This is a genomic window from Gordonia prachuapensis, from assembly GCF_036350515.1.
GTDB classification, from domain to species: domain Bacteria; phylum Actinomycetota; class Actinomycetes; order Mycobacteriales; family Mycobacteriaceae; genus Gordonia; species Gordonia prachuapensis.
Genome location: NZ_JAZDUE010000010.1, coordinates 146730 through 159487, shown reverse-complemented (window position 1 = coordinate 159487; position 12758 = coordinate 146730). Strand labels below are relative to the sequence as shown.

Here is a 12758-nt window from a genome sequence, read left to right as displayed (position 1 = left end):
GCGGGTGGGGCGGACCACTCGATCGGCGGGTGGCGGTTCTGGCCGCACCTGCAGGTTCTGGCCGCAGTTTCGGGTCCAAGCCGGAACCTGGAACTGCGGCCGGAAATGCGAACGGCCCCCGCACTCGAAAGTGCAGGGGCCGTTTGCGATTCGGCTTACGTGATCTCGATACGTCCTCGGCTAGCGCCTCGGACTACTCGATCACCGGTGGAAGCTAGCCTCGGACTACTCGATCACCAGTGGGGCCTACCGGTAGTCGTTGGAGAAGCCGTAGTCGTCCAGCGGCACCGCAGCACCGGCAGGAGCACCGAAGGTGCCGTCCGGGCTGTAGTAGGTGTCGTCGTAGGACGGCACCGCGTAGGCCGCGGCGCGTGCCTCTTCGGTCGGCTGCACCTGGATGTTGCGGTACCGGTTGATGCCGGTACCGGCCGGGATCAGCTTACCGATGATCACGTTCTCCTTGAGACCGATGAGCTTGTCGCTGCGGCTGTTGATGGCCGCATCGGTCAGGACACGCGTGGTCTCTTGGAACGACGCCGCCGACAGCCACGACTCGGTCGCGAGGCTGGCCTTGGTGATACCCATCAGCACCGGACGTCCGGCGGCGGGCTCGCCACCCTCGGTCACGACGCGACGGTTCTCCGACTCGAACTCGGCACGCTCGGTGAGCGAACCGGGCAGGAACTCGGTGGCACCGGAGTCGATGATCGTCACGCGACGCAGCATCTGACGCACGATGGTCTCGATGTGCTTGTCGTGGATCGACACACCCTGGCTGCGGTAGACCTCCTGGACCTCGTTGACGAGGTGCACCTGCACCTGACGCGGGCCCATCACGCGCAGCACCTCGTGCGGGTTCGCCGAACCCTCCATGAGCTGCTGGCCCACATCGACGTGGTCACCGTCGGCCAGCAGCCGCTCGGAACCGTCGTCGTGCTTGAACACACGCAGACGCTGACGCTTCGAGATCTTGTCGTAGACAACCTCTTCCGAGCCATCATCGGGGATGATGGTGATCTTGTAGAAGCGGTCGTCGTCCTCGAGACGCACCCGGCCGGAGACCTCCGCGATCGGCGCGACACCCTTGGGCACGCGCGCCTCGAAGAGCTCCTGGACGCGGGGCAGACCGCCGGTGATGTCCTCACCGACGCCACCCTGGTGGAACGTACGCATCGTCAGCTGGGTACCGGGCTCACCGATCGACTGGGCCGCGATGATGCCGACGGCCTCGCCGATGTCGACGAGCTTGCCGGTCGCCATCGAACGGCCGTAGCAGTGCGCGCACACACCGGTGCCGGTGGCGCAGGTGAGCACCGACCGCACCTTGACCTGGGTGATACCTGCAGCCAACAGTGCCTCGATGGCCGGGTCGCCGAGGTCGTGACCACGTTCGACGATGACGTTGCCGTTCTCGTCGAGCGCGTCGGTCGCCAACGTGCGCGCGTAGGTGGAGGTCTCCACGTGCGCGTCGCGGATCAGCGTGCCGTCGGGCTGCTTCTCGGCGATCGTGGTGTTGATGCCACGCTCGGTGCCGCAGTCGGTCTCGCGGACGATGACGTCCTGGGACACGTCCACCAGACGACGGGTCAGGTAACCCGAGTCGGCGGTACGCAGCGCGGTGTCGGCCAGACCCTTACGGGCACCGTGGGTGTTGATGAAGTACTCGGCCACGGTCAGGCCCTCACGGAACGAGGACTTGATCGGACGCGGGATGAACTCACCCTTCGGGTTGGTCACCAGACCCTTCATGCCCGCCAGCGAACGGATCTGGGTCATGTTGCCCGCCGCACCCGACTTCACGATCATCGGGATCGGGTTGTCGTCGGGGTAGTGGGCCTCCATGACCTGGCCGACCTCTTCCGTGGCCTGCTTCCAGATCTCGACCAGCGCGTCACGACGCTCTTCCGGAGTCAACGCACCGCGCTGGAACTTGCGCTCCAGGCCGTCGGCCCGCTCCTCGTACTTGTCGAGGATCTCCTTCTTCTGCGGCGGCACCAGCACGTCGGCCATCGACACGGTCACACCCGAACGGGTGGCCCAGTAGAAGCCGACATCCTTGAGCTTGTCGACGGTCTGGGCGACCACGATCATCGGGTACCGCTCGGCCAAGTCGTTGATGATGACGGCCTGACGCTTCTTCGGCATCTGCTCGTTGACGAACGGGTACTCCACCGGGAGCAGCTCGTTGAACATGACGCGGCCCAGTGTGGTGTCGCAATCCCAGGCCTGACCGTAGGTCCAGCCGTCCGGGAACAGCTCGGCCTCGATGTCGGCCGGCGGGCGCTGATCGGTCAGGCGCACCTTGATGCGCGACTGCACGGTCAGTGCACCGAGGTCGACGGCCATGATGGCCTCGGCCGGAGTGGAGTAGACACCGCGCTCGACGTCGTCGTTCGATGCCGGGCTGTACTCGCCGGTCGCACCCTCCTTGAGGGTGGTCAGGTAGTACAGGCCGGTCACCATGTCCAGACGCGGCATGGCGAGCGGACGGCCCGATGCCGGCGACAGGATGTTGTTCGACGACAGCATCAGGATGCGCGCCTCGGCCTGCGCCTCCGCGGACAGCGGGAGGTGCACGGCCATCTGGTCACCGTCGAAGTCGGCGTTGAACGCCTCACACACCAGCGGGTGCAGCTGGATGGCCTTGCCCTCCACCAGCTGCGGCTCGAAGGCCTGGATGCCGAGGCGGTGCAGCGTCGGTGCGCGGTTCAGCAGCACCGGGTGCTCGCCGATGACCTCTTCGAGGACGTCCCACACGGCCGGACGCTGACGCTCCACCATGCGCTTGGCCGACTTGATGTTCTGTGCCTGGTTCAGGTCGACCAGACGCTTCATCACGAACGGCTTGAACAGCTCGAGCGCCATCAGCTTGGGCAGACCGCACTGGTGCAGCTTGAGCTGCGGGCCGACGACGATGACCGAACGGCCCGAGTAGTCGACACGCTTGCCGAGCAGGTTCTGACGGAAACGACCCTGCTTGCCCTTGAGCAGATCCGAGAGCGACTTCAGCGGGCGGTTGCCCGGTCCGGTGACCGGACGGCCGCGACGGCCGTTGTCGAACAGGGCGTCCACCGACTCCTGCAGCATCCGCTTCTCGTTGTTGACGATGATCTCGGGGGCACCGAGGTCGATCAGTCGCTTGAGGCGGTTGTTGCGGTTGATGACACGGCGGTACAGGTCGTTGAGGTCGGAGGTCGCGAAGCGGCCACCGTCGAGCTGCACCATCGGACGCAGCTCCGGCGGGATCACCGGCACGGCGTCGAGCACCATGCCCAGCGGCGAGTTGCCCGACTGCTGGAACGCGGCGACGACCTTCAGTCGCTTGAGTGCGCGCAGCTTCTTCTGGCCCTTGCCGTTGCGGATGGTCTCGCGCAGCGAGTCGGCCTCGGCGTCGATGTCGAAGTTCTCCAGGAGCTTCTTGATCGCCTCGGCACCCATCGCGCCGGCGAAGTACTCGCCGAAACGCTCGTCGAGCTGACGGTAGAGCTTCTCGTCGATGATCAGCTCGCCCGGGCTCAGCTTGACGAAGCGATCCCAGATCTCCTCGAGCTCGTCGAGCTGACGCTGCGCGTGGTCGCGCATACGACGCATCTCACGCTCGGCACCGTCGCGCACCTTGCGGCGCACGTCGGCCTTGGCGCCCTCTGCCTCCAGCTCGGCGAGATCCTCTTCCAGCTTCTGCTGACGCTCGTTCAGATCGACGTCACGCTGGTCGGCGACGGCCTTCTTCTCGACCTCGATCTCGGCCTCACGGGTCGACAGCTCCGCGTGACGCAGCTCGTCGTCGACCGAGGTGATGACGTAGGCGGCGAAGTAGATGATCTTCTCGAGATCCTTCGGCGCCAGGTCGAGCAGGTAGCCGAGCCGGCTCGGCACACCCTTGAAGTACCAGATGTGGGTGACCGGGGCGGCCAGCTCGATGTGGCCCATCCGCTCACGACGCACCTTGGCGCGGGTCACCTCGACGCCGCAGCGCTCACAGATGATGCCCTTGAAGCGGACGCGCTTGTACTTGCCGCAGTAGCACTCCCAGTCGCGGGTCGGTCCGAAGATCTTCTCGCAGAAGAGTCCGTCCTTCTCCGGCTTGAGGGTGCGGTAGTTGATGGTCTCGGGCTTCTTGACCTCACCGTACGACCAGTTGTGGATGTCATCGGCCGTGGCGAGACCGATCTTCAGTTCGTCGAAGTAATTGACGTCGAGCACTTGTTACCTTTCGAGAGCTCTAATGTCGTGGGTCGGTGAGGGTCAGTTCGCGAGATCGTCGACCGTCGCGGACTCGTTGCGCGACAGGTTGATTCCCAGGTTCGCCGCAGCGCGCTCGAGATCCTCGTCGTCGGAGTCCTGCATCGTGATCGCGGCACCGTCGGACGACAGCACCTCCACGTTCAGGCACAGCGACTGCAGCTCCTTGAGAAGCACCTTGAACGACTCCGGGATGCCCGGCTCGGGAATGTTCTCGCCCTTGACGATCGCCTCGTACACCTTCACGCGGCCGACCACGTCGTCCGACTTGATGGTGAGCAGCTCCTGCAGCGTGTAGGCGGCGCCGTAGGCCTGCATGGCCCAGCACTCCATCTCACCGAAGCGCTGACCACCGAACTGCGCCTTACCGCCGAGCGGCTGCTGCGTGATCATCGAGTACGGACCGGTCGAACGCGCGTGGATCTTGTCGTCGACCAGGTGGTGCAGCTTGATGATGTACATGTAGCCGACCGAGACCGGGTACGGGAACGGCTCGCCGGAGCGACCGTCGAACAGCGTCGCCTTGCCGTCGCTGTTGACCATCACCTCGCCGTCGCGGTTGGGCAGCGTCGAACCCAGCAGGCCCTGCAGCTCCTCCTCGCGCGCACCGTCGAACACCGGGGTGGCGGTGTTGGTGTCGGGCTCCGCGGAGTACATCTCCTCGGGCAGCTTCGACGCCCAGTCCGGCACGCCGGAGGCCACGTTGATGTTCCAGCCGGCCTTGGCGACCCACCCGAGGTGGGTTTCCAGGATCTGACCGATGTTCATACGACGCGGCACACCGTGGGTGTTCAGGATGATGTCGACCGGGGTGCCGTCGGGCAGGAACGGCATGTCCTCCTGCGGGAGGATCTTGCCGATGACGCCCTTGTTGCCGTGGCGGCCGGCCAGCTTGTCGCCGTCCTGGATCTTGCGCTTCTGAGCGACGTACACACGCACGAGCTCGTTGACGCCGGGAGCCAGATCGTCGTCGTCGTCGCGGCTGAACACGCGCACGCCGATGACCTTGCCGGTCTCGCCGTGCGGCACCTTAAGCGAGGTGTCACGAACCTCGCGCGCCTTCTCACCGAAGATCGCGCGGAGCAGACGCTCTTCCGGGGTCAGCTCGGTCTCACCCTTCGGGGTGACCTTGCCGACCAGGATGTCGCCGTCGCGGACCTCGGCACCGATACGCACGATGCCACGCTCGTCGAGGTCGGCGAGGACCTCGTCGGAGACGTTCGGGATGTCCCGGGTGATCTCCTCGGCACCGAGCTTGGTGTCGCGGGCGTCGATCTCGTGCTCCTCGATGTGGATCGAGGTGAGGGTGTCCTCTTCGACGAGACGCTGGCTCAGGATGATCGCGTCCTCGTAGTTGTGACCCTCCCACGGCATGATCGCCACGAGCAGGTTCTTGCCCAGGGCCATCTCACCGTCTTCGGTGCACGGACCGTCGGCCAGGACCTGGCCGGTCTCGACACGCTGGCCCTCGTCCACGATCGGGCGCTGGTTGGCGCAGGTGCCGTGGTTGGAGCGGGCGAACTTCCGCATCCGGTAGGTGTCGCGGCTGCCGTCGTCGGCCATCACGGTGATGTAGTCGGCGGAGACCTCCTCGACCACACCGGTCTTGGTGGACACGACCACGTCGCCGGCGTCGACGGCGGCACGCAGCTCCATGCCGGTACCGACCAGCGGCGACTCGTTGCGCACCAGCGGCACGGCCTGACGCTGCATGTTGGCACCCATCAGGGCGCGGTTCGCGTCGTCGTGCTCGAGGAACGGGATCATCGCGGTCGCGACCGACACCATCTGGCGCGGCGAGACGTCGAGGTAGTCGACCTGATCGGGGTTGACGAACTCGACCTCGGAGCCCTTCTTGCGGACCAGCACACGGCTGTCGGTGATCTGCCCGTTCAGGTCGTAATTGGTGTTGGCCTGGCCGACGAGGTAGCGGTCCTCTTCGTCGGCGGTCAGGTACTTGACGCTGTCGGTGACCACACCGTTCTCGACCTTGCGGTACGGGGTCTCGATGAAGCCGAACGGGTTCACCCGCGCGTACACCGAGAGCGAACCGATCAGACCGATGTTCGGACCCTCAGGGGTCTCGATCGGGCACATACGGCCGTAGTGGCTCGGGTGGACGTCGCGGACCTCGAGGCCGGCACGTTCACGGCTCAGACCGCCGGGGCCCAGCGCCGACAGACGACGCTTGTGCGTGAGGCCCGACAGCGGGTTGTTCTGGTCCATGAACTGCGACAGCTGGCTGGTGCCGAAGAACTCCTTGATCGCCGCCACGACGGGACGGATGTTGATCAGGGTCTGCGGGGTGATCGCCTCGACGTCCTGGGTGGTCATGCGCTCACGCACGACACGCTCCATACGCGACAGACCCACGCGGATCTGGTTCTGGATCAGCTCGCCGACGGTACGCAGACGACGGTTGCCGAAGTGGTCGATGTCGTCGACCTCGACCGGGACCTCGACGCCACCGGGCACCGTCATGAAGGTGGTGGTGTGCGGATCGGCCTCGTGCAGGCGGACCAGGTACTCGACCGTCGCGACGATGTCCTCGCGCGTCAGCACGCCCTCGCCGGACATGGGGTTGTCGGTGAGGCCGAGCTTCTTGTTGATCTTGTAGCGGCCAACGCGGGCCAGGTCGTAGCGCTTCTCCTTGAAGAACAGGTTCTCCAGAAGGTTCTCCGCGGACTCCTTGGTCGGCGGCTCGCCCGGACGCAGCTTGCGGTAGACCTCGAGCAGCGCCTCGTCCTGGTTGGCGGTGTTGTCCTTCTCCAGGGTGGACATCATGATCTCGGAGAAGCCGAAGCGCTCCGCGATCTCCTCGGTGGTCAGGCCCAGTGCCTTGAGCAGCACGGTGACCGGCTGGCGACGCTTGCGGTCGATGCGAACGCCCACGGTGTCGCGCTTGTCGACGTCGAACTCGAGCCAAGCACCACGGCCCGGGATCACCTTGACGGTGTGCAGGTTCTTCTCGGTGGCCTTGTCGATCGAGGAGTCGAAGTAGACACCGGGGCTACGCACCAGCTGGCTCACCACGACACGCTCGGTGCCGTTGATGATGAAGCTGCCCTTGTCGGTCATGATCGGGAAGTCGCCCATGAAGACGGTCTGCGACTTGATCTCACCGGTGTTGTTGTTGATGAACTCCGCGGTGACGAACAGCGGCGCCGCGTAGGTCATGTCCTTGTCCTTGCACTCCTCGACGGAGGCCTTGACCTCGTCGAAGTGCGGGTCGGAGAAGGACAGCGACATCGAGCCGGAGAAGTCCTCGATCGGGGACAGTTCGTGCAGGATGTCCTCGAGGCCGCCGGTCGGGTTGTCGTCACCCCGGGCGATGGCCTTGGCACGCCACTCGGGGGATCCGACGAGCCACTCGAACGAATCGAGTTGGAGGTCGAGGAGGCCGGGGACCTCCAGTGGCTCGTCGATCTTTGCAAACGATGCGCGCTTGGGCGCGCCGGGGATGGTTGAGGTGGACTGGCGGTCGAGTGCCAAGATGCGTCCTTCCAACACGAAGTGTTCTACCTAGCTCGGTGCTTGGCTTGATGGGCCGTTCGCTGGTGACACCTGCGATTTCGGCGATCACCACGAGCACACACAGCAAAGGTGGCCAGAGGAAGGATCGATACATGGACAGGAGGCAGCCAGCGCAACGTCCAACTGTAGCAGAAAATAGACGCACTTTGTCAAGCCGCGTCTTGAAGTGGCTCCGCGCTGATGGCTGCCTGCACGTCGATCACTGGTGACAGACTGGCCCGACGTCGCGGCCACGTCAAGCGGTACACGCAGATTTGTTGCAGAACCGGAGTGGTTTCGACGGGCGACGAGCTGGGCCCGGCGGCCGGCTGGCTGATCGCGGGCAGATCACGTGCGGCCCTCGGCGAATCAATCCTGGTGTCGGGATGGGTGCAACGCCAGCTTCAACTGCACCGATCGCATTGCCGCAAAGGTCTCCTCATCCGAGATGAGACTGAAGTCCGTCCACTCCAGACCCACACCGATGACATTGCTGGCAAAATTGACCTCGGCCGCCGCCAACGTCCGTCTCCAGTCTCGAAGACTCAGCTCTCCTGCTCCCTGCAGTGCATCCAGCAGATCCCGCTTGCGTGCCCTGAATTCTGCGGCGTCGTCGAACCCGATCGCGACAGCCAACGCATCCGACATCGCAACGGGACCGCCCCATTCCACCAGCCCGGTCACCAGAATATCGCGCTCCGGAGTTGTGAGATCAAGCGCCAACAGCCCTTCGCTCACCGATCCTCCACGCTGTCGAAAGAACGCCCTGGAAACGCCCTCGGCCTCGTTGGCGAGGTCGCCTGTGTCGCTCGGAGACTAGAACGCCTCGACCTTGTTGATCAGCCACGCATCGCCCTGCTTGACCATGCCGAACTGATAACGCGGGGCCGCGCTCTGTCCGGCGATCCCGGCCTGCTGCTGGCTGACGATCATGTTGACGACGACCCGTGCGGTGTCGCCGTCATCGCCGCCGCTGAGATCGGCGACGCCGACGGTTTCCACCCGACAATCGGCAACGGCCTGGGTCTGCCCGAGGATCTCGCGCTGCTGTGGCAGATACTGGTCGAATTCGGTGAGCGCCTCGCCGGTCAACACGGCGCGCGCCTGCTCGGCCCATTTGTCGACGTCGACGGTGTTGACCGTCAACGCACATGCCTTGCTCTGCACCTGCGAGGTCAGCTCGGTCGTCGCGGGCCGGTCGACGAAGGCCTTGTTGGGCCCGATGTCGGCGCCGGGATGGAGTCCCGCGATGAGGGCGAAGATCCCCAGCACCGCCGCGATCGCGGCCAGGACGACGACGGTGGCGCGTCGTCGTGAGCCGCCGGGGCGGCGGCCGAGCGATGTCGCCGGTTCCGCCGGTTCCGCCGCGGGTGCGCCGTCGCCGGGGCGAAGGGTGGACACGCGGGACACGGGACGCTTCGACGCCTGCTTCGGCTTGTCGGCGTCGGCGGATTCCGGCGAGTCGGTGGCTTCGGGGGTTTTGTCGGCGGGATCTGGGGTTCCGTCGGCGGCTTCCGGGGTTCTGTCGGCGGGATCTGGGGTTCCGTCGGCGGCTTCCGGGGTTCCGTCGGCGGGATCGGCGGGGACCTGGGTGCTCTCGACGGGCTCCGACGACGACGTCTGGCCGGGGCCCGGACGGCCCGCGACGCGGGGTGTGGACCGCCGCTTCGGTGCCTTGCGCGACGGGCGTGGGTTGTTCGGCATCAGTTGCCCCCTCCCTCGGCGCCCGGTGCCGGGGCGGCCGCGTTGGGGTCCTCGTACTGCAGCGAGTCGAGCGGCACGATGTCGTTGGCCTTCCAGGAGTCGCCCTCCTTGGTCATCGACACGGAGAAGCCCATGGTCTGGGTGACGCCGGCCTCGTTTTCCCGTTTCGACGTGGCGGCGACGTACACCAACACCTTGGCCGATCCCCCGTCGGCGTCGACCTCAGTGGGCGCACTGCGCACCAGACGTGACGTCAGCGTCGCGGCCTGCGGGCCGGCGTCGGTGATCATCGAGTTCAGGTTGCTGACGTCCTGATTGGTGATCTGTTCGCGCGCCTTGCCCGTCAGCGACGCGTCCACCCGGCGCTTCCAGTCCGCGGTGTCCTGCGGATCGACCGTCGTGACGTTGATGATGGCCTGCTCGGCCCCGCCGACCGCGCCATCGCGCGCGTCCTGGATGGGCTTCTGGACGAAGTAGGCCTGGTAGCCCTGATAGCCGAACCAGACGGCGCAGACGGCCGCCGCGATCACCGCGATGATCGCCGCGGCCAGCGCCACCGTGGTTCCGGCGCTGCGCGACTGTGCGGGTCCCGTCGTCGGGGACGCCGATGTGTTACTCGTCATCGGCCGTCACCTAACCATCGGGACCTGAGAGGAACCCAAACACTCACTGCGGGCGGACTCCCAACAACGCTGCCAACTGCCGCGCCAACGGATTCAGGTTCAGCTTGTCCGGATCCTTCTTGGGGGTCTCGTCCCACGGCTGGGCGAACTCCGGATTGGCGTACACGGCCCGCTCGCCGCTGCGCACACCCGTCGGGTTGCCCACCGGCACCGAACATTTGGCGTTCGTGTTGAACGGGAACTCGTCGTAGCGGATGTCGAAGGACGGGTCCTCGCGCTTCATCCGCTGGACCATCTCCTGCGTGCCCTCGTAGCCCCGGGTACAGGCTGCCGGGTTGTTGGTCTCCAGCACGACGCCGAAGTGGATCTGGCCGTCGCCGGGAGCGGGGCTGTGACTGCCCGCCGACAATGCCGACAACATGGCGAACGTCGTCGACGTCGCGAAGCCGGTCGGTTCGATCGTCCGCAACGTGCTCGCCAACTGCTTGACGACGGTGGAGATGTCGCCACCGCTCTCCTCGAGAAGCGCCGAGATCTGGGTCGCCGATGCGGTGCCGGTCGTCAGCAGTCGCCGCAGATCCGGATCGGACTGCGCCAGGGTCGCCGTGATGACGTCCAGATTCCGCGACCACGACAGGATGGCGTCCGACTGCTCGGCCTGGGTACTGAGCACCACATCCGAGTTCTGGATCAGCGAGATCGTCTCGTCGAGCGAGTCATAGCCCGCCCGCGACAGCTTCGACAACGAGTCGACGAGACGGGTCAGGTTGTTCGCCTGACCGTCGAACGCCTTGCCCAGCTCCGTGATCACGGTGTGCAGGTCGTCGACCGGGATCGACGACGTGAAGTCGATGGCCGACGCCACCACGTCCTCGAGTTCTGGCGGCACCGACGTCTCGGTGATCACCGACCCGTCTTCCAGATACGGACCTTCCGACGACGTCGGCTGCAGGTCCACGTACTGCTCACCGATCGCCGAGCGGTTGGCCACCACCGCGGCCGCCGACGACGGGATCTCCGGCCCGCCCGAGTCGAGCTCGAGGGCCACGTTCACACCGTCCTCGGTCAGGCTCAGCGATCCGACCCGACCCACCGGCACGCCCTGGTACGTCACCTCCGCGTTGGTGAAGATGCCGCCCGACGAGGGCATCGACGCGGTGACCGTGTACTGGCCGAAGCCGGCCAGGCGATCGAGCCGCGCGTACTTCGCTCCGACGTAGACCAGCGCGACCAGTCCCACGATGACGAACACGATGAGCTGGATCTTGGCCATCCGGGAGATCATGAGGGCGCTCCGATCATGCTCAGCGGACCGTCGATGAATCGCTGGCCCGGCTGTGCGGGTGGCATCAGCGTGAACTGGCCCTCGCCGCTGTCCGCATCGCCGTTGTCCGCACCATCCGAGTCGGCCGAGGCAGGCGCACGCGCCGAACCGGCCGCCGGGTTCATCGGATACGTGCCACCGGACGGTGGCGTGTTGGGCCCCGGACGCCAGTTGGGGCCGGGCGGCAGCAACGTGATCGTCGGCCAGCCGTAACGCGGACCGTTGTCCCCGACGTACGGGTTGGCCGGATTCACCGGCACGTCGACCCGCTGCGGCGGCGAGTACTCCGGCTCTCCCTGACCCACGCCGAGGGCCTCGAGTTGATTGAGCAGCCGGAAATCCAGGGTCATGAACAGGTTGGTCGAGTCGCCGTGCACCGCGGGCAGCAGCCAGTCGGGGAACGGGTGGGTGAGCATCAGCGGTGCCGCGGTGATCAGATCCGGAGTCGCCTTGGCCAACTCGCTGAGCACGGGACGCAGCGCCTTGAGGTCGGTGATCAGCGCGTCGCGCGACCTGCCGAGGACATCGGTACCCACCTGCCCCAGATCGTCGAGCTTGGTCAGCAGGTCGACGAGCTGCGGACGCTGCTCCTCGAGGACCGCGACACCCTCGGGCAGTTCGGCGAGGATGCGCTCGATCTGCTCGGTCTGGTCCGCCGCCCGGGTGGACAGGCGGGCGAGACCGTCGATGGCGTTGACGATGTCGTCGCGTTGGCGGTTCAGACCGGTGATGAGTTGCTGGGTCTGCTCGAGCAGACTCCGGAACACCGGGCACGTCCGCCCTCGCGGACCCACCTCGCACGGCTGATCCACGGACCCCTCGAGCGCCTTGTTCAGCTCGGTCACGATCGGCTGCAACTGGTTGAGCCCACCACCGTTGAGCAGCATCGACAGCGCGCCGAGTACCTGCTCGATGTCGGTGGCGGTGCGGGTGCGGTCCAGCGGAATGGCCTCGGCCGGGTTCTGACGTGGCAGTTCCTCGGCGTTCTCCGGCTCGGAGAGTTCGATGAACTTCTCGCCGAGCAGTGACGTCTGCTGCACCGCGGCGGTTGCCGCGTCGGACAGGTCGATCTGACCCTGCACCTCGACCTTGACCTGGGCGAACCATTCGTTGTCGGGCACCTCGACCGCTTCCACGCGGCCGACCGGGATGCCGTCCATCTTGACCATCGACTGCGGCACCAGGTCGAGGATGTCGTCGAACTGGATCTGGTAGACGCGCGGGTTGTCGCCGGTGTCCACGCCGCCCGGCAGCGGGATCGACTGGATGCCGTTGCTCCCGCAGCCGGACAGGACGAGCATCATCGCGGCGATCGCGGCACCGACCGCCACCCGCAGTGGATTGCGAGACAG

The 12758-nt window shown here is 66.0% G+C and carries 7 protein-coding genes; all 7 read right to left on the bottom strand.

Features of this window, described 5'->3' with window-relative positions:
* Positions 1-246: 246 nt before the first annotated feature.
* The 7 genes from V1Y59_RS13700 to V1Y59_RS13670 all read right to left on the bottom strand — a co-directional run bounded on the left by V1Y59_RS13700 (position 247) and on the right by V1Y59_RS13670 (position 12758).
* Positions 247-4203 carry a DNA-directed RNA polymerase subunit beta' gene (locus V1Y59_RS13700; RefSeq protein WP_330505517.1) on the bottom strand — a complete coding sequence of 1319 codons (3957 nt, stop codon included), beginning with the start codon at positions 4201-4203 and terminating at the stop codon, positions 247-249.
* A 42-nt stretch (positions 4204-4245) separates the two neighbouring features.
* A complete protein-coding gene (gene rpoB, locus V1Y59_RS13695) occupies positions 4246-7734 on the bottom strand; it encodes a DNA-directed RNA polymerase subunit beta (RefSeq protein ID WP_330505516.1) in 3489 nt (1162 codons plus the stop codon).
* 390 nt (positions 7735-8124) lie between these two features.
* Positions 8125-8493, bottom strand: coding sequence for a hypothetical protein (locus V1Y59_RS13690; protein WP_330505515.1), 369 nt, complete (start codon positions 8491-8493; stop codon positions 8125-8127).
* Positions 8494-8571: 78 nt separating this feature from the next.
* Entirely contained in the window at positions 8572-9459 is an 888-nt protein-coding gene (locus V1Y59_RS13685; protein ID WP_330505514.1) for a hypothetical protein, read from the bottom strand.
* Positions 9459-10082, bottom strand: a complete 624-nt coding sequence (locus tag V1Y59_RS13680) for a hypothetical protein (RefSeq protein ID WP_330505513.1) — start codon at positions 10080-10082, stop codon at positions 9459-9461. Before V1Y59_RS13680 ends, V1Y59_RS13685 begins: the two co-directional genes overlap by 1 nt.
* A gap of 43 nt (positions 10083-10125) precedes the next feature.
* On the bottom strand, positions 10126-11367 hold the full coding sequence (locus V1Y59_RS13675; RefSeq protein WP_330505512.1) for an MCE family protein: 1242 nt from the start codon (positions 11365-11367) through the stop codon (positions 10126-10128).
* Positions 11364-12758 carry an MCE family protein gene (locus tag V1Y59_RS13670; protein WP_431309170.1) on the bottom strand — a complete coding sequence of 465 codons (1395 nt, stop codon included), beginning with the start codon at positions 12756-12758 and terminating at the stop codon, positions 11364-11366. Before V1Y59_RS13670 ends, V1Y59_RS13675 begins: the two co-directional genes overlap by 4 nt.

Bases quoted from the DNA above. Each gene is read 5' to 3' on its own strand.
- V1Y59_RS13675 (WP_330505512.1), bottom strand. From the start codon at position 11,367: ATGATCTCCCGGATGGCCAAGATCCAGCTCATCGTGTTCGTCATCGTG.
- V1Y59_RS13680 (WP_330505513.1), bottom strand. From the start codon at position 10,082: ATGACGAGTAACACATCGGCGTCCCCGACGACGGGACCCGCACAGTCG.
- V1Y59_RS13685 (WP_330505514.1), bottom strand. From the start codon at position 9,459: ATGCCGAACAACCCACGCCCGTCGCGCAAGGCACCGAAGCGGCGGTCC.